The sequence below is a fragment of the Haloterrigena sp. H1 genome (assembly GCF_005938085.1).
In the GTDB taxonomy this organism is placed as follows: domain Archaea; phylum Halobacteriota; class Halobacteria; order Halobacteriales; family Natrialbaceae; genus Natrinema.
The window spans coordinates 592,379-616,075 of sequence record NZ_SMZK01000001.1; the positions used below are offsets into that span (position 1 = coordinate 592,379).

The 23,697-nt window shown below is 61.8% G+C and carries 28 protein-coding genes; 9 read left to right on the forward strand and 19 right to left on the reverse strand.

Annotation, left to right across the window (positions count from 1 at the left end):
• Positions 1-35: 35 nt before the first annotated feature.
• Together E2L06_RS03060 and E2L06_RS03065 are read left to right on the forward strand one after the other, a co-directional pair.
• The gene (locus E2L06_RS03060) at positions 36-221 is read left to right on the forward strand and encodes a DUF1328 family protein (RefSeq protein WP_138778489.1); all 186 of its coding nucleotides are present in this window, start codon (positions 36-38) and stop codon (positions 219-221) included.
• 219 nt (positions 222-440) lie between these two features.
• Entirely contained in the window at positions 441-2,363 is a 1,923-nt protein-coding gene (locus E2L06_RS03065) for an aldehyde ferredoxin oxidoreductase family protein (protein WP_138778491.1), read from the forward strand.
• A gap of 213 nt (positions 2,364-2,576) precedes the next feature.
• On the opposite strand, the gene E2L06_RS03070 is transcribed toward E2L06_RS03065, so the two are convergent.
• A complete protein-coding gene (locus tag E2L06_RS03070; protein ID WP_138778493.1) occupies positions 2,577-2,957 on the reverse strand; it encodes a helix-turn-helix domain-containing protein in 381 nt (126 codons plus the stop codon).
• 153 nt (positions 2,958-3,110) lie between these two features.
• On the opposite strand from E2L06_RS03070, the gene E2L06_RS03075 reads away from it, so the two are divergent.
• Together E2L06_RS03075 and E2L06_RS03080 are read left to right on the forward strand one after the other, a co-directional pair.
• A complete protein-coding gene (locus E2L06_RS03075) occupies positions 3,111-3,770 on the forward strand; it encodes a helix-turn-helix domain-containing protein (RefSeq protein ID WP_138778495.1) in 660 nt (219 codons plus the stop codon).
• A 146-nt stretch (positions 3,771-3,916) separates the two neighbouring features.
• Positions 3,917-4,069 (forward strand): FmdB family zinc ribbon protein, encoded by a 153-nt coding sequence (locus E2L06_RS03080; protein WP_138778497.1) that lies wholly within the window; start codon positions 3,917-3,919, stop codon positions 4,067-4,069.
• Between the two features lie 56 nt (positions 4,070-4,125).
• On the opposite strand, the gene E2L06_RS03085 is transcribed toward E2L06_RS03080, so the two are convergent.
• The 10 genes from E2L06_RS03085 to E2L06_RS03130 all read right to left on the reverse strand — a co-directional run bounded on the left by E2L06_RS03085 (position 4,126) and on the right by E2L06_RS03130 (position 8,711).
• On the reverse strand, positions 4,126-4,578 hold the full coding sequence (locus tag E2L06_RS03085) for a pyridoxamine 5'-phosphate oxidase family protein (protein WP_138778499.1): 453 nt from the start codon (positions 4,576-4,578) through the stop codon (positions 4,126-4,128).
• Between the two features lie 118 nt (positions 4,579-4,696).
• Positions 4,697-5,080 (reverse strand): hypothetical protein, encoded by a 384-nt coding sequence (locus E2L06_RS03090; protein WP_138778501.1) that lies wholly within the window; start codon positions 5,078-5,080, stop codon positions 4,697-4,699.
• Positions 5,081-5,341: a hypothetical protein gene (locus E2L06_RS03095; protein ID WP_138778503.1), complete on the reverse strand. Its 261-nt coding sequence runs from the start codon at positions 5,339-5,341 to the stop codon at positions 5,081-5,083.
• Positions 5,342-5,420: 79 nt separating this feature from the next.
• Positions 5,421-5,741, reverse strand: coding sequence for an AzlD family protein (locus E2L06_RS03100; RefSeq protein WP_138778505.1), 321 nt, complete (start codon positions 5,739-5,741; stop codon positions 5,421-5,423).
• Positions 5,731-6,522 (reverse strand): AzlC family ABC transporter permease, encoded by a 792-nt coding sequence (locus E2L06_RS03105; RefSeq protein WP_138778508.1) that lies wholly within the window; start codon positions 6,520-6,522, stop codon positions 5,731-5,733. The genes E2L06_RS03100 and E2L06_RS03105 overlap by 11 nt, the downstream gene beginning before the upstream one ends.
• 131 nt (positions 6,523-6,653) lie before the next feature.
• Positions 6,654-6,824, reverse strand: coding sequence for a hypothetical protein (locus E2L06_RS03110; RefSeq protein ID WP_249361360.1), 171 nt, complete (start codon positions 6,822-6,824; stop codon positions 6,654-6,656).
• Positions 6,825-6,904: 80 nt separating this feature from the next.
• Entirely contained in the window at positions 6,905-7,183 is a 279-nt protein-coding gene (locus E2L06_RS03115; protein ID WP_138778510.1) for a ubiquitin-like small modifier protein 1, read from the reverse strand.
• 52 nt (positions 7,184-7,235) lie between these two features.
• Entirely contained in the window at positions 7,236-7,586 is a 351-nt protein-coding gene (locus E2L06_RS03120) for a hypothetical protein (protein WP_138778512.1), read from the reverse strand.
• A 79-nt stretch (positions 7,587-7,665) separates the two neighbouring features.
• Complete coding sequence (locus E2L06_RS03125) at positions 7,666-8,148, reverse strand: hypothetical protein (protein ID WP_138778514.1); 483 nt, start codon at positions 8,146-8,148, stop codon at positions 7,666-7,668.
• A gap of 176 nt (positions 8,149-8,324) precedes the next feature.
• Entirely contained in the window at positions 8,325-8,711 is a 387-nt protein-coding gene (locus E2L06_RS03130; protein ID WP_138778516.1) for a hypothetical protein, read from the reverse strand.
• A 103-nt stretch (positions 8,712-8,814) separates the two neighbouring features.
• On the opposite strand from E2L06_RS03130, the gene E2L06_RS03135 reads away from it, so the two are divergent.
• Positions 8,815-9,450 carry an IS6 family transposase gene (locus tag E2L06_RS03135; protein ID WP_138778518.1) on the forward strand — a complete coding sequence of 212 codons (636 nt, stop codon included), beginning with the start codon at positions 8,815-8,817 and terminating at the stop codon, positions 9,448-9,450.
• Positions 9,451-9,482: 32 nt separating this feature from the next.
• Here the strand turns inward: E2L06_RS03135 and E2L06_RS03140 are convergent, their stop codons facing one another.
• The 3 genes from E2L06_RS03140 to E2L06_RS03145 form a co-directional block, all read right to left on the reverse strand.
• Positions 9,483-10,346, reverse strand: a complete 864-nt coding sequence (locus tag E2L06_RS03140; RefSeq protein WP_138778520.1) for a GNAT family N-acetyltransferase — start codon at positions 10,344-10,346, stop codon at positions 9,483-9,485.
• Positions 10,347-10,776: 430 nt separating this feature from the next.
• The gene (locus tag E2L06_RS21690) at positions 10,777-10,929 is read right to left on the reverse strand and encodes a hypothetical protein (RefSeq protein WP_171052297.1); all 153 of its coding nucleotides are present in this window, start codon (positions 10,927-10,929) and stop codon (positions 10,777-10,779) included.
• Between the two features lie 29 nt (positions 10,930-10,958).
• Positions 10,959-11,474: a hypothetical protein gene (locus E2L06_RS03145; protein ID WP_138778522.1), complete on the reverse strand. Its 516-nt coding sequence runs from the start codon at positions 11,472-11,474 to the stop codon at positions 10,959-10,961.
• Positions 11,475-11,910: 436 nt separating this feature from the next.
• Between E2L06_RS03145 and E2L06_RS03150 the strand changes: the two genes are divergently transcribed.
• Both E2L06_RS03150 and E2L06_RS03155 read left to right on the forward strand, forming a co-directional pair.
• On the forward strand, positions 11,911-12,375 hold the full coding sequence (locus E2L06_RS03150; protein WP_138778524.1) for a response regulator: 465 nt from the start codon (positions 11,911-11,913) through the stop codon (positions 12,373-12,375).
• Complete coding sequence (locus tag E2L06_RS03155) at positions 12,372-14,060, forward strand: bacterio-opsin activator domain-containing protein (protein WP_138778526.1); 1,689 nt, start codon at positions 12,372-12,374, stop codon at positions 14,058-14,060. The genes E2L06_RS03150 and E2L06_RS03155 overlap by 4 nt, the downstream gene beginning before the upstream one ends.
• A 58-nt stretch (positions 14,061-14,118) precedes the next feature.
• On the opposite strand, the gene E2L06_RS03160 is transcribed toward E2L06_RS03155, so the two are convergent.
• Complete coding sequence (locus tag E2L06_RS03160; RefSeq protein ID WP_138778528.1) at positions 14,119-14,721, reverse strand: HdeD family acid-resistance protein; 603 nt, start codon at positions 14,719-14,721, stop codon at positions 14,119-14,121.
• 406 nt (positions 14,722-15,127) lie between these two features.
• Positions 15,128-16,879 carry an archaeosine synthase subunit alpha gene (gene arcS, locus E2L06_RS03165; RefSeq protein WP_138778530.1) on the reverse strand — a complete coding sequence of 584 codons (1,752 nt, stop codon included), beginning with the start codon at positions 16,877-16,879 and terminating at the stop codon, positions 15,128-15,130.
• A 250-nt stretch (positions 16,880-17,129) separates the two neighbouring features.
• Between arcS and E2L06_RS03170 the strand changes: the two genes are divergently transcribed.
• Both E2L06_RS03170 and E2L06_RS03175 read left to right on the forward strand, forming a co-directional pair.
• A complete protein-coding gene (locus E2L06_RS03170) occupies positions 17,130-19,067 on the forward strand; it encodes a hypothetical protein (RefSeq protein ID WP_138778532.1) in 1,938 nt (645 codons plus the stop codon).
• Between the two features lie 268 nt (positions 19,068-19,335).
• Complete coding sequence (locus tag E2L06_RS03175; protein ID WP_138778534.1) at positions 19,336-19,956, forward strand: nitrous oxide reductase accessory protein NosL; 621 nt, start codon at positions 19,336-19,338, stop codon at positions 19,954-19,956.
• Between the two features lie 180 nt (positions 19,957-20,136).
• On the opposite strand, the gene E2L06_RS03180 is transcribed toward E2L06_RS03175, so the two are convergent.
• From E2L06_RS03180 to E2L06_RS03190, 3 genes are read right to left on the reverse strand one after another with little or no spacing between them, the layout of a single operon-like run.
• Entirely contained in the window at positions 20,137-21,027 is an 891-nt protein-coding gene (locus E2L06_RS03180; RefSeq protein WP_138778536.1) for an ABC transporter permease, read from the reverse strand.
• Positions 21,024-21,761, reverse strand: coding sequence for an ABC transporter ATP-binding protein (locus E2L06_RS03185; RefSeq protein ID WP_138778538.1), 738 nt, complete (start codon positions 21,759-21,761; stop codon positions 21,024-21,026). The genes E2L06_RS03180 and E2L06_RS03185 overlap by 4 nt, the downstream gene beginning before the upstream one ends.
• Positions 21,754-23,691 carry a NosD domain-containing protein gene (locus E2L06_RS03190; RefSeq protein WP_138778540.1) on the reverse strand — a complete coding sequence of 646 codons (1,938 nt, stop codon included), beginning with the start codon at positions 23,689-23,691 and terminating at the stop codon, positions 21,754-21,756. The genes E2L06_RS03185 and E2L06_RS03190 overlap by 8 nt, the downstream gene beginning before the upstream one ends.
• Positions 23,692-23,697 lie beyond the last annotated feature (6 nt).

Consider the following 23,697-nt stretch of genomic DNA (forward strand, 5'->3'; position numbering starts at 1 on the left):
CAGCGTTTATGTGCCCTGTCGTGTGGGTAGTAAACATGCTCGAGTTCGCAACGCCGCTGCAGACTGGTGGTGGGTTCCTCTACTGGGCGCTCGTCTTCTTCGTCCTCGCGATCATCGCCGCCGCGGTCGGCGCGCGTGGCGTTGCCGGGATCTCGATGGAGATCGCACGGATCTTCGTGTTGATCTTCATCATTCTCGCGGTGGTCGCGCTCCTGCTGTGACTGCAGGGCACTCGGTCGTGCTACCGTCTTGGCGTGATCAGTGCTGGTTACGTGGCTACGGCAGTCGCCAGCAGCGGCGAGCGCACCGACAGAATCCGGTCCAGCGTCATCCGACGATCATGGTGGCCTCGAGAATCTGCTTTCGTTAACTGATACTGGTTACATTTGGTTGAGAACGCCTAACACGCTGGGCGTCGTAGATAACGGTGAGCACTTACCATGACTGAACTCGGCGGATTTCAAGACAGGGTTGCCCGCATCGATCTCTCGGAGGGGGACGTTGCCTACGAGTCGATCGACGACGAGGACGCAAAGAAGTATATCGGTGCGCGGGGGCTCGGGGTAAAGTACGTCTTCGATCAGGGACCGGACGTCGATCCGCTCGGCCCCGACAACCTGCTCGCGTTCATGAACGGGCCGCTGTCGGGGACGCAGGTAACGATGAGCGGCCGGATCGCCGTCTGTACCAAGTCGCCGCTGACCGGCACCGTCACCGACAGCCACCACGGCGGCTGGTCGGGTGCCCGGCTCAAATGGTCCGGCTTCGACGGGCTCCTCTTCGAGGGGCAGGCCGACGACCCGGTCTACGCCGTCGTCGAGGACGGTGAAGTCGAACTGCGAGACGCCTCTCACCTCTGGGGGACCGGCGTCCACGAAACCCGCGATACGATCGAAGAGGAAGTCGACGGCTCCTACGGCAAGAACCTCTCGATCATGGCGATCGGCCCTGGCGGGGAGAACGAGATCAAGTACGCCTGTATCATCAACGAGGACGACCGCGCCTCGGGACGGGGCGGGACGGGCTGTGTCATGGGGTCGAAGAACCTCAAGGCCGTCGTCGTCAAGTCCTCGACGAAGATGCCCCAGCCGGCAGATCCGGAAACTTTCCGGGAGGGCCACCAGCAGGCCATGCAGGCTATCCAGGAGTCGGAGGTTACTGCGCCCAACGAGGGCGGCCTCTCGATGTACGGGACGAACGTCCTGATGAACATCGGCGAAGAGATGGACGGCCTCCCGACGAAAAACGGGAAGTACACCTCGACCAAGGCCATGCGCGAGGCCGAAGGTGTCGACATCGACGCCGAGCGCGTCTCCGGGGAGAACGTCCGCGAGAACATCCTCGTCGACGAGCCGACCTGTCACTCCTGTCCGGTCGCCTGCAAGAAGGAAGTCGAAGTCCAGACGATGCACAAAGGCGAGGAAATGAACGTCCGGACCGAATCCTACGAGTACGAGTCGGCCTACGCGCTCGGCCCGAACTCCGGGCACACCGACCGCGATGCCGTCGCAGTGATGATCGAACGCTGTAACGACATGGGCGTCGACACCATCGAGACGGGCAACATGATGGCGATGGCCATGGAGATGTCCGAAGAGGGCAAACTCGAGGAAGGCGACCTCGAGTGGGGCGACACCGAGACGATGATCGACATGATCGACCGGATCGCCCACCGCGAGGACGACCTCGCGGAGCTGCTGGCCGAAGGGCCACGCCGGGTCGCCGACCGCAAGGAGGCCCACGACAACTCGCTGGCAGTCAAAGGCCAGACCATCGCGGCCTACGACCCGCGCTGTATGAAGGGCATGGGAATCGGCTACGCCACCTCGAACCGCGGGGCCTGCCACCTGCGGGGCTACACCCCCGCTGCAGAGATTCTGGGTATCCCCGAGAAGGTCGACCCCTACGAGTACGAGGGCAAGGGCGAACTCACCGCCCAGTTCCAGGATCTGCACGCCATCAGCGACTCCTTCGACATCTGCAAGTTCAACGCCTTCGCCGAAGGCATCGAAGAGTACGTCACCCAGTACAACGGGATGACCGGCCGCGACGTCACCGAAGACGAACTCCTCGAGGCCGGCGAACGGGTCTACAACCTCGAACGGTACTACAACAACCTCGTCGGCTTCGACGGCAGCGACGACTCGCTGCCCGCACGCTTCCTCGAGGACGGCATCCGCGGGCAGGGCGCAAGCGACGGCGAGTACTGCGAACTCGACGAGATGAAAGACGAGTACTACGACTACCGTGGCTGGGTCGACGGTGTCGTCCCCGACGAGAAACTCGCAGAACTCGAGATCGATATCGGCCCCGGGACGGGTGTCAGCAGCGAGAGCGGCACGGCGGTCTCGAGCGACGACTGAGACGGTCTGCTGTCACTGTGTCCCGGCGTACCCGCGACCCGCCGTGCGGATGCGCCGGCACCCACTGACAGTCGTCCGTATGACTGCTATTGTCGTCAGTCTCTCAGTACCCAATCGAAAGTACAACCAGCAGAAGCCGCTTCGGGCCGCTCGACTGTGTCCGCTACGGTATGAGACGGATCATGTCCGCGACAGCCGACTCCGTAGCGACGATCAGTCGTCGGCGACGGCGTAGGAGGCAGCCGAGTCGGCTTCGTCCTGCTTCGTCAGCTCGACCTCGACGCCCCCATCGGCGACGGAGACCAACACGTCGTCGAAGTTCTTCCGGTACTCGGTCGCGTGCTTGCCCGAGGTGTTGATCCGGACCTGCTCTGCGACCAAGTCGGCCTCGGTCAGCATCTCGACTTTCCGGTAGGCTGTCGACATCGGAATGTCACATTCCTCGGAGAGTTCCGTCGCCGTCAGCGCGGTTTCGGCCGTCGCCTCGAGAATGGCCCGGCAAGCGTCGTCGTCGAGCGCCGCGAGCACGGCCTGCGGGTCGATGGACTCGTCACGTTGCCAGCTTCGTCGGGCGTCGGGATTCGTAGCGGACATCTGTTACATCCTGTAGTAGCAACCAGTCCCCCTCCAAATGAGTCCCAATAAATACAGGGGGCTTTATATGCGGTGTCGAAATTCTCTCCCGACGGTGTCATTGAGGGGCTTGCGGGCGCAGGCTTTAGGATGCCTGCGTCCCACCAGTGCGTCATGGCATCGGGGATTCGCGCGGAGGTAAGGATCGACGACCCGGCCAACTGTGTCGTCGCACAAGCCTCAGCCAAAACGAGCGGTCGGGTCCACTCGGTCTCGAAGAGTACCAACCCGTCGACTCCCGAGCGCGTGACCGTCGAATTCATGCTCGAGGCGGAGACGGAACCCGACGCGGTCGATATCGACGCTGACCTCTCGGCGATCTTTTCGTATGGCTCGAGCACCGTCTATCGATTCGAACGCGACCTCGACCACGGCTGTCCCTGTGCGTGTATCGAGCGGTTCGACTGTCCGCCCGTCGATGTCCGCGCACATGGTGCGGCGCTATACCTGACCTTTCACGCGCCGGATATGGCGCACCTCCAGACGGTTATCGGTGCGTTGCGCGACCGCTATACGACACTCGACGTGCAGCGGCTCCTCCAGTCACAGCAAGAGCACACCGAGCAAAACCTCGTCTTCGTCGATCGGAACACGCTTACTGATCGTCAGGCGGAGGTTCTCGAGACGGCCCACCGAATGGGCTACTTCGAACACCCGAAGCGGGCTAACGCTGGCGAGGTCGCCGACGAGCTCGGGATCACCGGAACGACGCTGACCGAACACCTTGCCGCAGCCCAGACCAAGCTCCTGAACGCGATCCTCGATCACGAGTAGCGTCCCTCGCGGTCGAGTTCTACTCGAGCCTCAAGAACGTGTCGGGTCCTACAGCGAACCGGCAGCGAACCGCAATGATATATATACCGGACGTGCAGCTATAGCGTACACAACACAAGCGAGGGTGCTACCCGACCCGCTCCGCCATGAGTAGATACGAATTCACGTGCCCCGAATGTGGGCAGGAGATCGAAGTCAACGAATCGATGCGCGAAGCCACGCTGACACACGGCTGTCCGGTCTGTGCAGCGTCGGTGACGCCGTCCGACTTCGTGGCGGGGCAACCGACCGAGAACTGAGAACGCGACGTCCCCTCGAGAGTCCGGTCCGTTCTGCGCCGACGGCCGCTCCCGTTCTATGTCTGGCGATCGATTTTGGTCCAGCGGCCGTTTAACGTGGCCGGCTCGAGGCGATAGAGTTCGATACGGAGATCCTCTTTCCCATCGGCCCAGAGCTCGAACAGCGGCCGCTTTGCCTCGCCGTACTGGGCGATTTCCTCGGGCGTGAGTTCCGACGGCTCGATGCTCTCGAGGCTGCCCGTCGCGATGATGCTGCGGTAGGACGACTCCCTCTCATCGTAGACGACGAGTCGTGCTTCTGGCGAGGACTCGAGGAACTGTCGCTTTTCGCTCTCTGGCGTCGACACGAGCCGCATATAGAATTCCCGGTTGTCGTCGTCGTAGCCGTACGAGATCGGAATCGCATAAGGCTCGTCCGTGCGCGCAAGCGACAGCACTCCCGTCTCGTGCCGACTGAGGAAGTCGTCGATCTCCGCGTCGGTCATCTCGTTCTCCTGTTCGATGGCCATCGTCTCAGTAGCTTGCCAAAGGTGAAACACTATCTTTATAGTTGCCATCCACCGCGAGACGCACTGCTGGCGCTGTCACGTAGTTGATGGCTCTGCAGAAGTTATAGACACGGCTGCCTCACACGTCCTCGTCAGGTCCTGTCACGTCGGTCCCGATGACGACCGGCTCACGGATCTCGAGGGCCGTCTCGAACTCGGCCTCACGGTCCGTTCGCCGACCGATCCGCAACAGCTGTTCTTCGTGTGCGCGACGGATCGCCGACAGCTCGCGGCCGGTCACGTCGAGCTCCACGCCGAGTTCGTCCCAGTGGCCGCTGTCGACGAGGAACACCTCGAGATCGTCGCCCGCATGGAGTCGTTCGTACTCTCGACGGTATCGCTCGAGAGCCGATCCGAGTACCGCTTGCGCACGCTCGATCAGGTCTGGCAGTCTGGTCGCCGGCACGCTCGCCTTGGCTGCGGTGAGCAGGAGCACCTGCCCCTCGATCGGTTCGCCTGCCATCTATCCACCTGCACGCATCGCCTTCTGGGCGAACCGCTCGACGAGCGGCCCGAGCGTGTCGTCATTGCCCTCGAAGACGACCGTCACCTCGGTCAGTTGCAACGACGGCCCGACACCGACTGTCTCCGAGGTGAACGTCGCCGTCCAGTCGTCGCCCTCGACGGTGTCAGCAGCGACCTGTTCGCCGCCTAAGTTCGTCAGATACCGGATCACGAGCCGTTCGGAGATGCCGCGAAAGGAGCGCTCGAGGCGTGCTACCATACCTCTGGTTCGACTGCCGGACGGATATACTGTCGGGCATCGGCCAGTCGATCTAGCCGGCACTGCTCTTGGCTAGCGGTCAGCCGACCGCGCGAAACAGGATCACTGCGCCGATCCCACCAGACAGCGACAGCAAGATGTTTTTCGTGCGCCACATGACTGCCACCACGACGGCGGCCCCACCCCACTCGGCCGGCCCGCCGGCCGCAAGTTCAGGCCCGAGGATCGCGATCACGATCGCGCCCGGCAGGACCGAAAGTCCTGCCTCGAGTCGCTCGCTGACCTCGATCCGGCGCAGCAGCCAGAAGCCACCGACTTTCGTCAGCGCGGTCACAAGCGTCATCGCGAGGATAACGCCGACGACGAGCGGGTCGAGCGCGAGCGCACCCTCACTCGTCATATCGGATCACCTCGACGGTTGCGGCTGCGAGCCCACCGAGTAGGATGTACCACTGACCCGGAACGACGTTCGCAGCGACGATAGCGGTCACGAGCGCGACGAGCCACGGGACGAGCGTCGAGCGTCCCTTCCAGAGGTCGACGGCGAGCGCGACGAAGACCGCCGCGAGGACGAAGTCGATCCCGTACTGGGCTGGATCGCCGATCACGCCGCCGGCGGTCGCCCCGACGACGGTCGCGCCGACCCAGCAACACCAGATCGCGATCCCGGTCCCCAGGAGGAACGCCCCCCGGTTGCTGCCGGATTTGAGCTCGCGCATGGTCAGCGCCCAGTTTTCGTCGGCCATCACCAGCAGGCTCCCGTAGCTCTGCCGTGGTGTGAGTCGCTCGAGCCACGGGCTCAGCGCTGCACCCATCAACGAGTAGCGCAGGTTGATCGCGAGCGTCGTGATGACGATCGTCGCGACCGGCAGCGGTTCCGCCCAGAGTTCCACGGCGACGATCTGGGCGGCCCCCGCGATGACGGTCGCACTCATTAGCGTCGCCTCAGCGACGCTCAGCCCCGCTTGGCGGGCGAGCATCCCGAACGCGATCCCGTATCCACCGACGCCGAGCGCGACCGGGAGACACGTGAGAAAGCCGGTGCGGATCCCTTCCCGATCGAACGTGAGTGGCTCGCGCTCGACTGCTGTCGCCTGTGGGTCACCGACCGGCCCGTCCGATGATTCTCTGATGTGTCCGCTATGGTCGCGATCAGCATCGCTCCCGTCGAGTTTCGTCACGGTTGCTGTGAGTTGAACGATGCCTAAAGCGTTCTCGAAACCGCCGTCGACTCACCGTTTTTCGGGCGACTCGAACACTCCCTGAGGGGTCGTTCAGACACCGGCAAAGAGCAGTGCCAGCGCAACGGTTCCTACACGAAGCCGTACAACGGGCTACTGATAACGACGAGGACGAGCGCGACAAGGGCGGCAACGACGCCGAGAAAGAGACACACCTGCTTGCGCATCGTTCGATCGTCGTTACGGTCGATAAGCCAGTCGAGGCCCAGTTCGAGTAGTAACTCGGCGGCTTCATCGAGCATGCACGATACTATTGTTTAGTTGATGCTATATGTCGGGGATCCCATTCGCTCGGGGTAGTGGCGGTATCGCTGCCCCGACGCTAGCCGCCGGCGACCGGTGGAAACACCGACACGATGTCACCCGCTTCGAGCGTGGTCTCGGCCCCAGCCATATGGACCACGTTGCGGCCGTTTTTCAGCACGCTCAGCTGTGGCCGGATCTGTCCCTCCTCGAGTAACTGCCCCTCGAGGCCGTCGTACTCGCCCTCGAGGGTGGTGAGCACGTCACCGACGGTCGTCTCGTCTCCGACCGTTCGTGTTTGCTCTTTCTCCCCGACGGCTTCCCGGAACGTGGCGAAAAACCGGAGATCGATGTCCATACAGGAGGATCGTGGTCTGACGACATAAGTCCGGGCGTCGGTCAGTGCCCGCTCAGGCAGCCGTGGCCGCCGGCGACGTCGTGTACGCGACCGACTCGACGCCGGCAGTTGCGAGCGCGTCGTCGATCGCGCTCGCGCCGCGTTCGGCTGCCTCGCGTTCGTCGTCGGCCTCGGTGGTGACCGTCACTGAGAACTCGAGGGAAACCGTGTACGGATCGAACGGCGCTGTCGGGTGTTCGTAGACGTCGGCGTCGGTAACGTCCCAATCGGTAATCGCACCCTCGGTCGCGAGGGTCTCGAGGGTGTCGGCAAGTGTCGACGTCGCGTCGTCACAGGCGGTCGTATCGGATCCACCATGCAACGTCACGAGCGTCGTCCCTGTTCGGGACACAGCGAACTCCATACCCTCTCTAGGGAGGCCTGGAATTTCAACGCTTGGAATAGATTCACACAGTTGTGTGGCGCAACCGATCGAGTGGGCACTACTCGATCCAGAACGGAACGCCATGCTCTGAGAGGATCGATCGCATTCGGTCGACGCCACCCTGTATGTCCCACCCATCCTGTGTGTAGTGTTTGTACGGATGGCGAAGCCACGAGTGTTCGCGATGGGCGAACACCTCGACGGTTCCCTCGCCCGTCCGAAACAGCGTGACATGTAGTTGCCACCTCGCAAGCGGTGACTCGCGGCGGACCCAGCTCCCTGCCGAGAGTCGGCCGTCGTCGTGAACTTTCAGCGACGCGATCGGTTCCGACTCGAACGCCAGCTCCGCGAGCATCGACCGCACCGCATCCAGAGTCCGCTTGACGGTGCCAACGTACTCCGATGGATGTTGTCTGCAGATGGCGTAGCCTCCGAGGGGCTCTTTGAGCCGGTGGAGTGCCGGCAGGAGCCGACGGCGGACGCGAGTCGTCAGATCGATCGCGTCGGTTCCATCCGGTGTCGGTCGGTCAGTCGTCGCCACACGTCTCACTCTCGAGTCCGACTACAAAGGTATTACTATCAGATAGGTTTTGTTTCTGTGATGCTTACCGGGTAAACAGAAGGCACAGGCATATGGAGCCGAAAATATGGCTATATAGAAATAGAATTAAAAATGATATATTCTGCAGGCAGTCGGCCGATCAGTGACGCCGCTTGTTACAGATCCCGGAGCCGAATGCCGTCTGCCACTAATCGGGCGTTCCGCTCCCGATCGAGGTGGTCCGCGAGGTCGTCGTGTTCGTGGAGCTGTGCGATCACGTCGGCGTACAGCGTCCGCCACGCGATCGCGTAAATCGGCGACTGCCCCCACGCCCGCAGCTCCGGCACCAGTTCGTCGTAGGTCTCGTATCGCGTCTCGAAGCGGTCGACCGCCTCGAGCACGCGGCCGGCAGCCTCGCGCTCGTCGTCGGCGTCCTCGAGCGCCTGATTGAGCCGGGTTTCCCAGCCTGCGACGGCCTTTTGCATGTCCGCTGCCGCGCTCTCGTCGTCGTCGGGCAGTCGCTCGAGGATCGGTTCCGGAACGCCAAGCGTAATTTCTTGCATACGACGTGTTATGAGGCCGCGTGGCAAGAAAACCTTCGCCCACTCGAGGAGGCGGTGTTCAGATAAGGATGAAGGATGAGGCGGTTCGTTTTCTGAGTGATCTATGCCCGAAAACGACCGCCTCAACGGTTATTTAGACGAGATCAACTTAGAGTTTGTTGAACGAGAAGCGACACCGCGATTGCTAATGAAGCTCAGTATTCAGCTGCATCTCGCTGGACTCTCGCTTTCGAATACTGTCTCTATTCTTGAGATATTCGGTGTCGAACGCGCTCGATCCACCGTTCACAATTGGGTTCACAAGGCCGATCTACAGCCCGAATCTGGTCGGTGTCCGGATCACGTTGCGGTTGACGAAACTGTGATCCGACTGAACGATGAACAGTATTGGCTGTACGCCGCAGTCGATCCCGAGACAAACGAATTACTCCATACCAAGCTTGAACCGACAACAACGAAGGTTCTCGCTCATTCATTTCTCACGGAACTCTCCGAGAAACACGATGTCTCCGACGCCGTGTTTCTCGTCGATGGATCGCACTCGTTACAAGATGCATGTCAGCGTCACGGCCTCGATTTCAGATACGAAAAACATGGAAATCGGAATGCTGTTGAACGTGTCTTTCGAGAGATAAAACGACGAACCCTCTGTTTCTCAAACTGCTTCAGCAATGCCGACGCAGAAACTGCCGACGACTGGCTCCGATCGTTCAGCTTCGCATGGAATCAGCTTATCTGAACACTACCCTCGAGGAACGCCGACAGGAACAGTCACTCGGAGTCGGGCCACACCGCTAGCATGATCTCGTCGACGAGTTCGCCGTCGAGACAGTACTGCCCTTCGTGTTCGCCGTCTCGCTGCCAGCCGTGTTCGTCTAAGAACGCGAGTGTGTCGTCGTTGGTCGCGGGCACGTTCTGGTAGAGCTTCTGATAGCCGGCATTGCTGGCCCACTCGAGGCCGTACTCGAGCAGCGACGAACCGATGCCCTGGCGTTGATACTGTGGATCGACCCCGACAGTGAGTTCGGCCGTGTGCCGCAGTGCTGGGAGTGCCGGCGCGTCGATGTGGAGCCAGCCGACGACATCGCCATCCGTCGCCGAGGGCTCGGTACGTTCTTCGGACGACTCGGTCTCGTCGTCTTCCGGCTCCGGCATAAGAATCGCCACGAAGACGATCCGCGACCGCGCCTCGTTGGCCCGGACGAGCGCCGACTCGCGATCGAGTTCCATCGCGACGTTTTCGGCGACGACGTACGTCTCGTCCTCGGCGACCGTCCGCATCGTCTCGACGACCCCGGCCCGATCTTCCTCGCGTGCCGGTCGGATGACGATGGCCCCCTCATCACACTCGAGGTCGACCGTCGTCGCCGAGAGCGCGATCCGAAACTTTCCATCGACATCAGTCAGGTATCCCTCGGCCTGTAGTGTCTCGAGACACGTCTGCAGCTCGTCCTCTGTGGGTGGCACTGACTCGGTGTACGCCCTCGATCGAGCCGGTTTCGAGTCCGAGTGACCGCCGTCGACTTTGATCGACCGCGCTAGCTCGGCCGGTGTAACGGCCCCGTTTCGCTCGACGTACTCGTAGATGCGCCGCTGGAGTTCGTTTTCGAACGAGCCGGTGGGGTACACGCTCATAGCAACGACCGCGCGAACCGACGGTATTAGTATGCGATTCGTATCAGCGCCGGTCTGCCCGTCGCCGTAACGAAGTACGTCATTGTACTCGAGGCCCAACCGTTTCGAACGGTATCGACGCCTGTCACGTCCGGAAATCACTCGCTAGCGGTCCGTCCCAGTCGCTGCTGGGGCCGACATGGCCGGGTTCAGTCGCGATTTAATATCGCGATATACTATTTATTTTACCAGTGTCGGGTGGCTCACACCACTCACTCGGGAACACGCCCGTCGACACGGAATCTGGGATTCGAGACGGCTACTATCGACTGCGAACCGGGAACGACACGCGTTCGAATCGGCCACTGCGTGGTTCGAACGAACGTGCCGATCGTCCGCCGCAGGACGTGACCGCTCTCTCGATCGGCTCACAGGAGGTGTTCGGAGTCTCTCACGGACCGCCCTCGATCCGCGTGGCTCGAGCCTCGATCGAACCAATCCCACCGGCCGCCGGTCGGGTGAACGGCCGTGGATAGGCAGTGTCCGCTCGAGGGTGGTTCACGATCCGGTCGCGGATGATCGTCAACCGTTCGCGCGCGGCCATCTCAGCCGGTCCGGCTATCACCTCGGTCGTCAGTGGTTCGTGTTCGTCAACAGTCGCCGGACGTGGTCGGTGCCTGCACGCTGTGTCTCGGTCTCGAGAGCTCGTGTGTGATCGTCATAGCAGTAGTCGCTGTGGCGCAGCCGATCCGGGGTGTATGCATGTTCCGTCCAACAGCGGGCGTTCCGAGAACCGTGGTCATTGCCTCGCCGTTCTGCGACCGCCGCAGCCGAGCGGTGGGCCGTTCGTGATGCCGGTCGGCTCTCGCTTTGGTCCGTCACCGAGTTCGTGCTATCGCACTCGGATGGCGGGTCGGGCAAGTGCTGGTGAGCAACACAGACTGAAATCCCACTTCCTCCAGTAATGGTAAATTGTATGTTGATATATCGAATCGGTACGTCCGACTGGATCGGACCGATCGCGCCACCGCAGCGGATCGTCGGCGTTGACCGGACCTCGAGCAGGTGATCGAGTTCGGCGTTCTCGAGGCGATCGACCGGACGATCTTCAAGCGGCGTCAGCGCGTGAGTTAGCGTCGGCTCATACATCTAGGGACTGAGAGCACGGGTTGCCCGTTGTCTCAGCTAGCAATTGGACCTTCACTTGAACGGATTACTAGTCACTCGTGATACTTTGAAATAATTCCATTTTCGGCGGCAGGTTTACACCGCCTGCGACCGTTCCTGGCTGTAGTATGGGGCACCTATGACTGATATCGGTGTTCAGCTCTTGCGAATCGACGAGTGTAGCCGATCAGCAGCCGTTCACCTCGGGGAGTCGGACACCGCTGGCCCTTGCGGACGGCGCGTGAAGACGTACGGACGAATCTCGGGGATGGTACCCCACGTCTATCCGCAGTCACGACAAACGACAGAGCAGACAGAGAAACATGAACCGGCCTAGTTCGCGCGCGAACGGAGGACGGCAGCACGGGCAGCGCCGAGCCAGATTGCCAGCGCAGTTGCGAAGGAAACACACTAACCGATGAACGAGTCAGACACGTTTCGGGCGGAGCCAGCACAGCTCCTGTTGGTCGAAGACAACCCCGGCGATATCCGCCTGACCGAGGAGGCCTTCGAACAGGGGCGGATCGAAAACGACCTGCACGTCGTTTCCGACGGCAGTGAGGCACTTTCGTTTCTCTCACGGGAAGGGGAGTACGCCGACGCACCGCGTCCGGATCTCATTTTGCTAGACCTCAATCTTCCGGGGAAAGGCGGCGAGGATATCCTCGAGGAACTCAAAGACGATCCGGAATTCCGGTCGATCCCGGTGATCGTCTTGACGAGTTCGGACGCCGAAGAAGACATCGCCAGATCCTACCAACTTCATGCCAACGCCTATCTGACGAAGCCGGTCGATCCCGATGCGTTCATCGAGACGATCCGCGCCTTCGAGCAGTTCTGGTTCTCGGTCGTTCGGTTACCACCGGAGGAAGAAAACGTATGAGCGAGACGAATACCCAAACTACTGAGGAGTCGAACACGGAGTCAGACGAGACGCTGCAGGTCCTCCTGATCGAGGACAATCCCGGTGACGCTCGTCTCATTCAGGAAATGCTCCACGGGGCCGAAGAACTCACGAAGCGGATTAATCCCACCGAGATGTCAGGGCAGGAGCCCCAAATTTCACACGAGATGCGCCTCGAAGAGGCCCTCGAGACGCTCGCGTCCGAACATGTCGACATCGTTCTTCTCGATCTCAATCTCCCCGATAGCGAGGGGTTGTCCACGCTCGAGACGGTCCACGAGGCGTCGGAGACGCCGATCGTCGTCCTGACCGGCCTGCGAGATCAGCAGGTCGGCGTGAAGGCGATCCAGCGCGGAGCCCAGGACTTCCTCGTCAAAGACGAGGTGACGAGCGAACTGCTGATTCGGACGATCCATCACGCGATCGAGCGGGCCCGCCAACAGCGAGAACGCCGTCAGCAGCGCGAACAGCTCGAGGCGCTCAACCGTCTGAACCGAATCGGCCACGACATTACCCACGCGGTGATCACGACCGAGACGCGCGCGGAACTCGAACAACAGGTCTGTGACCGACTCGCCGAGTCCGACGCCTACCGGTTCGCGTGGATCGGTGAGATCAATCCGGGCAGCGACCGCGTCTCCCCGAAGGCGGCGGCCGGCGTCGAAGACGGCTACCTCGACGAGATCGAAGTCAGCGTTGACGAAGACAAAAAGAGCGGACAGGGACCAGCGGGCACGGCGATCCGGACCGGACAGGTTCAGGTGATGAACGACGTTCGAACAGACCAGAAATTCGAGCCGTGGCGAAAGCAGGCACGGGCCCGTGGCTATTTCTCGTCGGCGGCGGTCCCGATCGCTTACGAAGATCTCGTCTATGGCGTCTTGTGTATCTACTCCTCGTCATCACGTGCGTTCAGGGAACCCGAAACGGCTGTTCTCGTACGGATCGGCGACGTCATCGCGCACGCAATTACCGCCATCGAGCGCCGGGATGCCTTAGTCAGCGACGCCGTCATCGAACTCGAGTTCCGCGTCGAGGAACTGGCCGAACCCCTGATCGATCTCTCGAGCTCGGAAGCGTGTACGATCACGATCGAGCAGTTGGTCGGCGGTGACGAGACGCTTCTGGCGTATGGCTCGGCTCAGGATGTCTCCCAGGACGCGTTCACCGAGGCCATCGACCGAACCGACGGCATCAGCGACGTTCGAATCCTCTCGGCCAAACGTGACGAATTCGAGTTCGAACTCGTCGCACCGACGGCCATCTCCCTGTTCGAGACGATCGCAACCCACGGCGGTCGCGTCGCCTTGGCGACGATCGACGACGGGGAGTTCCGCTTCGTCGTCGAACTCCCACGCGGTCGGGACACCCGCCAGATGATCGAACTCATCCGCGCCCAACGCGACGACGTTACCTATCTCGCTCAGCGGACGACCGAACGAAGCGAGCGTGGCGATACTGGCACGATGTCCGTCCTCGAGGACGACCTCACAGACAAACAACAGGCTGCACTCGAGACGGCCTACTTCGGCGGCTACTTCGACTGGCCGCGGGAGAGCACCGGAGAGGAGATCGCCGATCGATTGGGCATCGCACCGGCGACGTTCAACCAGCACCTCCGGACAGCCGAACGGAAGTTCTTCGACTCGGTGTTCGGCGGGTAGTGGTCAGCGTCGCGGTCGCTGCCGTCACTCGAGCGCACTTTAAAAACTGGTAGTCTGTTTATGCCGCACCGCGAGGTTCGGTCGCGGGCGGGGTCACGTCCTCGACCGGCCGGGACGCCATCGCGACGGAGACCATCGAGAAGCCGGTCACGAGGAGGCTCACGCCCACGAGCAGACCGATCGCCCAGGTTGCCGTGGTCGGGAAGCCGGCCCAGAGGAGGCCAGCGAGGACCATCGAGATAACGCCGCTGACGCCGATCGAGAGCCGTCCCGGGGCCGACCCCATCCACAGCGCCATCCCCAGTTCGACGATGCCGTCGACGAAGAGGTATGCCACGAGCGCCACCGTCAAGGTGACGAGCGCGACGGCGGGCGCTGCGAGGACGGCCAGCCCGGCGAGTACCGAGACGACCGCGAGCGCGACCTGCCAGAACGAGCCACGCCACCCACGTGCCGTGAACGCGTGGACGCCGTGGACGATCCCGCCGACGACGAGAAGTGCGCCGAGTGCGATCGATACCGAGAGTCCGGTGACGACCGGGGCGGCAATGGCGAGGATGCCGATCAACCCGACGATCCCGCCCGCAATCGCGAGCGGGCGCCAGTCGTTCTCGAGGGAGGTACCCTCGGCGTACGTGGTGTCTGCTGTTTCACTGCTCATTATATTCACCACTACCAGATACGCCATGTGTGTATATAACACAATTCTGCGGTTTGACAGTAGCTCACGGGCACGGACCAGTCCGAAACCGGGACGAACGGCGGCAGCAGGTTGCCTCGTGAGAATCGAGGTCGGTGATTGCCGAACCACGACGCCTATGCCGACGGGCCGTGATATCCCGAGCCGTGACAGACGATTACGACGAGTATCGCACGTGTGACCTCTGTAGCGAGCGAGTGCCGGCAGCCGTCTATCACGAGCACCTGCTCAAGTCGTGTCCCGGCCGCTGATACGGCCTGCTGTCACTGTTTCTCGGCGCACCGGCACCCTGGCATGCGGGTGCGCTGGCACTGACTGACAGTGACCAGTATGATACAGGTTCAGAGACAAATCGCGCTCGAGTCGGTTACTGCTCTTCGACGTGGCGAATCTCGCAGGCGATCCCGCGCGTGCTCTCGGCCATCTCGCGGCCGAACATCTCGGCGCGGCCGACGGCGAAGGCCTTCGGCCCCTCGACGATCACCTCGTCACCGACGCGGATCTCCTCGTCGGCGTCGACGACCCCCGGCGCGAGCACGCTGCCGTGGGGGACGAAGCCGTCGATCTCGACGCGCTTGGCCGGCGCATCGCTTGCGAGCCAGCGCTTGGCTCCTTCGAGTGTAAACGACAGCGTCCCGTACTGGGGTACCATCGTCGCGAGCTGGGTGTCCTCGCTGTCTCGAACCTGAATCTTCGGGTACCGACTCGTGGTCTGGATGTCCGCGAAGAGGTCGTCGCCGGCGCCGTCACCGAGCAGGTAGTCCGCGATGGCGCGGACGGTGTTGTGTTCGCGCTCGCGCTTGGAGTATTTCAGCTCGCCCGACAGCGCCTCGGACAGGTTCGCAAGCGACTCGTCGTCGGTCGGGTGCTCGGCGACGGTGTAGGTGATATCGAGATCGAGTCGCTTCTCGACGCGTTCGACGATATCGCGATACCCCTCGTCGGGGACGTGGGCGATGATCTCGGGGTACTCGTTGCGCTCGAGATACCGCTGGAGGACGTCGGCCACGAATTCCTTCTCGTCTTCTGACCAGCGACCCGTAACGACGGTGTCGTAGTGCTGGGCGGGGTAGGTCGTCTCGAGTTCCTGTGGAACGACGCCGATGGGGCTGGTCATCGAGACGAGGTGGCCGCGCCACTGGATGACGTCGTGGAACTGGCGGTGGCTCTGGGACTCGCTGTAGGGCTTGGTGGCCGAACAGGGGACGAGCACGAGCGGATTCTGGAAGCGGTTGCGATACCGCGTCGTCACCCGGTCGGCGAAGCGCTGGATCTCCACCCGTCGGAGCGTGTCCTCGGTCGCCGCGTTGATCTGGGCGTCCCGGAGGATGGGCGTGCGTTCCTCGAGATACCCCCACTGCGAGTCGAGTTCGCGCATGGCGGCGGTCAGCCACTGGTCGTGGCGGGCCTGGCCCTCGATGTAGTCGCGGAGTCGGCCATCGCGGATCCGCCGCCGGACGATCGCCAGTTCCGACGCGAGGGCGTTCCGGTTGTGTTCGGCACAGTCCTCGCGGGTGAACTCCTCGCGGGGCTGTTGGCAGGCCGGGCAGGAACAGGGGAGTTCGTCGAGATCCTCGAGGAAGTACGCCTCGTCGGTCGTGAGATACCGACCTTCGGTGCCTTTGACGACCGCAGCAGTTGCATCGAAGAGATCGACGCCGGCGTAGGCCAACAGGGCGACGTTTCGGGGCGTCGCGACGCCCGAAAACAGCAGGGCAGTATCTGCCGGGATCGCCTCGCGAACGTCGACGACGGCCTCGACCAGCGCCGCGCCGTGGCCCATCACCGACTGGACTTCGGAGAGGGCATAGGCATCCGTGCCGTGATCGTCGACGTGCTCGCTCGAGACGACGGCGACGCTCGGGTAGTCGACGTCAGGATAGTCGACGGCGAATGATTCCTGGACTTCCGGGGCGGTTCCGCCGGGAAATGCTCGGTGGGGAAGGACGGTCAGTGTCGACTCGTCGCCCTCGGGGACCTCGCGGGACTGGCTCCAGAGCGAGCCTGCATCCTCGAGGACGTCGTCGACGAGTGCAGGCGTCGATCGTGGCGAGGAGAGGCGGAGTTCGCCCACGCGCGCGGCCCCATCGCGCTCGTGCACTTCGAAATAGTCGGTCATACTGGATATGACCGTGGCGGGCGAAAGAGGTTGTCGATCGCACGTGAGGACTCGCGCCGGCGAGCCATCGTTTGTCGTGATCTGTATTCTGTGAATTACTGATAGTAAGAACCAGAATATAGCTCGAGATATTTGAGAAAATTAACCTTTATCACCATTCATATTGATATCTATATATATGCTACCAGTATTGAAATCGATAGCAAATCTGCGATCGACGGACGGCTTCAGGGCGTTTCTGGCCGTGTTTATGATCGCAATCGTTGGCGTCGCGACGATCGGATTGCCGGTCGCCTTCGGCGGCGCGACGACGACTGTCGAGGCAGCAGAGCCCTCTCCGGAATTTAAATCGTACGACTCGGTCGCACAGGTCGATTCACAGTCTGAACCGGCCGACGACATCTATCTCGGCGACAACGGGAGTGCCGTCCTTCATTACGAGGACGACTCCGGTGACCTCAACAAGATCGACATGGGCATGGACGTTAGCGAAGGCCTGGTTCACGTGCTCGTCGTCGACGACATCGAGGACCCAGACGAAGAGTTAGAGTCGGCGAACTTCTCGGCAGTCCTCGACCAGCAGGGGCTCTCCGGAAGCGGGTCGATGGTCATGCAGCAACCGGATGACCTCGAGCAGCTCGACGTCGACGTCACCGGAGAGGTCACCGAGGACGCTAACGAGTTCGACGCAGAGATGTCCGGGACGTTCACCAGTGAGAGCGCGAGCACTGAGTCGGTCAGTACAAACGGTGAGATCTCCGCAACTGCGGACCGGTTCGAGACGAGCGGCGAGGTGTCCGCCGAGACCGAGACGGACGACATGGCCGCTGAGACGGACAGATACTTCGATGCCACCCTGAAAGAGACGAGCAACGGCTACACGATCGACGTTACCCAAGAACAGCTCGTCTCCGAGTGGTCGGCCAGTCAGTGGGAGACACGAGAACAGGCCAAAAAGACCCTTCAGGGTCAGTATGGAACGGTCGCCATGAGTCTAGGCGGAACCAGCGACATCGAAGTTACGAACTACGACTTCCAAAACGAATCGGCCGGTCAGTCGCAGCTTACGCTCGAGTACACCGTTACGTACACCGGCATCGACAGCGGGCTCGAAGAGCAGCTAACCGAACAGCTGACGGCAGATCAATCGTCTGATCTGACCCGCTCGGAAGCAGAGACTATCGCGACCAGCGTCACTGCCGTCGACCTCGAGAAAATCTCGTTCATGATGGACGAGAGCGAGGGGTCGACAACTGCCGAATGGGACGTCGCGATCGCAAACTACGACGAACTGACGTTCGCGATGTTCGATCTGATGGAAGCAAGCGATACGAGCGGTCAGCTTCCGGAAGACCAACTCGAGAAGGCACGGACAGCCATCGAGGCCCAGCAGGCGGCGGACCTCGAGTCGACGATCACCTGGGACGGCTCGGTGGAACAAACGTCGTCCGGTGAGGCGTCGTTCGACGCAACAGTCACGGGCGATACGAAAAACTGGGACGCCTACATCGACGAGCTCGAGTCCCGCGACATCGAGCCGCCAAACGACGTGACGTTCGACCTGACGGCCGAAACAGATGGTGACAAACTCTCGATGGACGGCGAGTTCGAACTCGAGACAAAAGAGCTGGCCGGACAGACGATCAACCGATGGGCAGAGTCGATCAAGAACAGTCAGTCCTCGCCGACGATGTCCTCGGAGACGGAGGAGTTCGTTTCGGCACTGGAGGATTCCAAGCTCGAGGTCGCCCGCATCGACGCCGGCATCAAAGAGGGAACGGTGCGCGTCGAAGCCGGAGCGCGGTTCGAAAACATGAGCGCGATCACTGACACGGTCAGCGACAGCATGTCGATCAGCGGGGTCGCAACTGAACAGACCAACGAGACGACGTCGATGTACGTCTACGTCGACGATATGGACGGCATCGACACTGCGTCGGCGACGAAGTCGGATATCGAACATCTCAGCGTGGTCGGGCCAGAGACGACTGTCCACGAAGCCGGCGAGTGGGATGAGGAGTTTCCCGAGGTGGATACGGATTCGATGAGCGAGTACCTCGAGCAAAGCAACGGGGAATCCGGTAGCAAGACCACCGACTCCGATGACATGCCTGGCTTCGGGATCGGGGCTGGACTCACGGCGCTTGCAGCACTGCTGACGACGCTCGTGCTCCGACGACGGCCGTAGCGCGACTCATTCATACGGTTTCCTGTCACTGGGAACCGGCCCACCCGCACGACGGTCGCGGTCCCACCGGCCCTGACTGACAGCGGATCGTATCAGGACGTTTCTTTTCGTCGCTTGATACTGCAGTAGCCACCGCTTTTCCTACATCAACGGACCGTGAAGCTGCGACCGAAACGGCCTTGACGTCTTCGAACAGGGCCAGCAGTCTCTTGGTATCGTTCGGGAATCGGACCACACAGACTTTGATATCTCCGATCCAATGCGTCGTATGGACGTTTCGACATCTGCTATTGATACTGATAGATCGATATCCCGTCGAACAGTGCTAAGTGGCATCGGAGCCGTCGGTCTCGCAAGCATTGCTGGCTGCTCTGGAACCGGCGGCAATGGGTCGGGATCGGAATCCGTTCCCGACCCGATCACTATCGACGATGAAAAGGTGTGTGATAATTGTAGCATGAAAATCGGGAATTATAAAGGACCTGCCGGCCAGTCTCATTACGAGGATCCGACAGCAGTTGAGGAGCTTGACGAAGACCGCCCGGCACAGTTCTGTAGTTCACTCTGCACCTACACGTTCGCGTTCAAACACGAGTCCAAACCCCAGGTCAGCTACCTGACGGACTATTCGACCGTCGATTACGAGGTCGACGAGAGCACCACCCAAACAACCATTTCCCGCCATCTCGAGGCCGACGCGTTCGGTGACGTGACGGAACTCACGATGGTTGCAGGCAGTGATGTCATCGGGGCGATGGGTGATTCCATCGTTCCGTTTAGTGACGCCGATCAGGCCGACGAGTTCCAAGCCGAATACGGCGGTGACATCTACGAGCACGACGAAATCACGCAGGAACTGGTCAGTTCGATGATGTCGGGAGGGATGTGAGCGCGACCACGATCACGATCGATCGCGTTCGATACGGTACCCGATCGAAAACACCGTTCTGTTTTCGATAGTAGCCATTGAACGTCGATGCACACTAGATCGCACAGTCACCTGTACTCGAAATGAGGCTATTTTCGCGTGTACTACGCTCCGGGAACGCTGGTAGGCTTTGACGGCCGACTAGCGGTTCATGACCCACGTCGCGGTGCCCAGCGACGCGGCTGTCCAGACGAGAAGACTCACCAGACTCGCGATCGGTGATGCGGCTGCCGGGCCGGTCCCTGACGCGACGATGATCGAACTCTCGAAGACGAGGCCCCGGTAAGCACTCAGCGGGCTGAGCGCAAGCGCATGCACGAGGCTGCCGTCGCCGATCGACCCGGCCGAAAACCCGTAGACGAGCGCCAGATCGAACCCGACGAGCAAGACGACGAGCGCGACGACCGACAGCGCGATGGCGCTGCGTGTGCCACTGACTACTGCCGAGATCGCGATCGCGATGGCGAGAACCGTCAGCGCAAACAGGATCGTCAGGACGACGAACCGACCGAACAGGATCGGCGAGTCGACACCGGAGTGTGAGGCATAGAGGGTCCGCCCCTCGTCTTCGGCGACGACGACCGTCATCGCGGTGATGACCAGCGGGGCAACGATCGCAGTCAGCAGGCCGATCGCTCGCCCGACGTAGACGCCGGCGACGATCTCGCGACTCGAGACGGGATACGTCTTCAGGACGTCGAGTTCGCCACGCTCTGCGTCGCCGAGAATCGCGCGATAGCCAAAGGCGATCGCGACGACTGGGACGAGCAACTCGAGTGGGGTGAGCAGGTCGACCAGCGTCGGGACGTACCCGCCGCGGACGCTTCCGCTGATCCAGCTGATTCCAAGAACGACGGCAGCAAAGGCGAGCCCGAGGATGAAAAACGTCCGCGTCCGTACGATCGTTCGGAGTTCCCGCCCGATGATCGTCTCGAGGATGTGTCTCGAGCCGGGCGCGGTCGACTGCGAGCGATTGTGCCGTCCGGTGGGCCGGTCACTGGGATCACTTGGCGCGTTCACGTCACCGCTCATGCGTGATCACCCACGACCTGCACGGTATCGCGGTGGCCACCCACGGCGTGCTCGTATATTTGTCGCAGGGTGTCCCCACCGACTCGAGTCCGAACGTCGGCGATCGGCCCCTGTTCGGCGACGCGGCCGTCGGCGAGTATCAACAGGTCGTCGGCGATCTGCTCGACGAGTTCCAGATCGTGAGAACTCAACAGGACTGCGATCCCGTCGTCGGCGAGGTCGGCAGCGACGTCGAAGACGTGCAGTCCCATACTCGGGTCGAGTCCGCTGCCCGGCTCGTCTAAGATAACGATCGGCGGATTGCCGATCGTCGCCTGTGCGATGCCGAGCAACCGGGTCATTCCACCGGAGAGTGCCTCGACCGGTCGATCAGCTGCGTCCTCGAGACCGACTCGCTCGAGTTTGGCCATCGCATCAGTCTCGTCACCGCCGACGAGTGACGCGTAAAATTGCAGCGTCTCGAGTGCGGTAAAGCCGGGTCGGAACGCAGGATGCTGGGGGAGATAGCCGATCTCCCGTGCGGTGTCGGGGCCGTTGTACGTAACCGCTCCTGCCGTCGGCTCGTGAAGGCCGACAAGGTCACGAATCAGCGTCGACTTGCCGGCACCGTTCGGGCCGATCAGAGCCGTTACTCGGCCGCGTTCGATGGTCACAGAGACGTCTCGGAGCACGGAGACCGTCCCGTAGTCGTGGTCGATACCGGTCGCCTCGAGAAGTGGTGTCGTATCAGTCATTGCTCGTCGTCCGCGTCAGTTCGTAGCAGGTCCAAGCCTCGTCTTCCCACTCGGTCTGTGCGAGCAGGTCGGGGTTGTTCGGTTCACAGGTCGGTGCCCGGTCGACGACGCTTCCGGTTCGCATCCCGGGGACGGAGCCTTCGAGCCCGGCGAGGGCCTTGAGTGCGGGGGCCCGGGCGAGCGTCGGCGTGCCGTCGGTTCGGTGTAATCGGCTGTCGAGGGGATCAGTCGGCGAGTACGACAGGTCGGATTGGTCGCCGCTGGCGATGCCAGCGGCACCCTGCCAGTAGTTGCCATTGCCGCCATGGCTCCAGATACGGAGCGGACCGGACATCGCGGTGGCGTGGACGTCATTGCCGACGAAGTCGTTGTCGAAGACGCGATTCGTCGGTAACATGGCGCTTGCCTCCGCGCCCACGTCGTTCCCCGCGATGACGTTGTGTTCGTAGATCGACGACGTCGAGCCGACGTGGACTCCGAGATCGTTTCCTTCGACGACGTTATTCGCGACGTAGTTCGCGCTCCCGCCCGGACTGAGGCCGTATTCTGTGTCACGAACCGTGTTTCCGACGACGGCGTTTCGTTCCGGCCCAGTCATGATGACGATACCATTGCTTTGCTGTCCGCTGACGGTGTTGTCAGCGATGAGGCTGTCTCCCGTATACATCAGATGGATGCCGAGGTAGTTGCCCTCGAGCGTGTTCGAGCGGACGATCGTCTCCGAGGAGCGATAGAGGTAGATCCCGTTTCGTCCACCCGTGAACGTCGAGTCTTCGATGACACTCGGGGACTGGAACAACAGGACACTGGCGAGGCCTTTTGTCGGATCGTCCGGAGCCGACACCGTCACGTTCCGGATGACGGCGTCCTCGCTTTCGTAGACGATCACGCCACTGGCGGGCGTGTCGATGCTGACGTTTTCGACGCGGAGGTCGTCGGCGTTGTACGCCGAGATCCCGGCGTCGGTCCCGGCGTAGTACTGCAGGAAGGAGGCGTCCCACGCCCCCTCGTCGATGTCGACGGGGAGGTCGCCGCCCTCGCGCGTCACGTTGCCGACACCGGTGATGTCGATCCCGTCGACTGCGACCGCCTCGCTGGTGACCGTGATGACCGAGCCGTTCCCGTCACCGCGAACCGTGACGTTTCCCTCGCCGGCGAGCGTGATCGGCTGATCGATTTCGAGTTTCTCGTCGTACGTTCCTGCAGGAACGACGACCGTCGTGTTCGCCGGGGCCTGATCGATCGCGTCCTGAACGGTGGCTGTGTCCTCGCCGACGACCACGGAGGTCGGCCGATCGAGAAGCGCGGACGTGTTTTCGACCCGCGCGTCTGCCGTTTGTCGGTGGTCAGTGACGCGGTCGCGAGCGACTTCCGCGTCGTCACGCTCGAACGATTGCTCGAGGGTCGATTCCCAGGAGTGAACGGTGCCGCCGTACTCGTTGGTAAACGCCTGTGCATCCTCGCGGTCGGTAAAGGGGATGACGGTGTCGCCGGCAGGGGTTTGTGCGTCACTCCCGATGACGAACCATGCCGTCTCCGCGTCGGTCCATCCGGGAGCGCCGTCGGTGACTGGATAGCCGTTGTCGTTTAATTCGACCCCGGTGCCACTGTAGTCTGAGACGTACACCGTCATCGGATAGCCAAACCGCTGTTCGTGTTCGGGTTGGCGCTGCTGATCGACGAACGTTTCGACGCCGTAGTAGCCGACGACGTACTGATACTGTGAGTAAAAGACCTGCGCACGTGGGAGGTCGACTTCCTCCCCGAGTGAGTACTCGGACTCGAGGGTGAGGCCAACGGTAACCGTGTCATCGAACGCGGCAGGGTCAGGCGAGGTCGACCCGACCTCGACGACGAACAGTCCGACAGCACCGAGCGCAACGACGAAGAAAACGGCCAGAAAGACGGTGCTAATAGAGCGGTCGATCACGGAGGG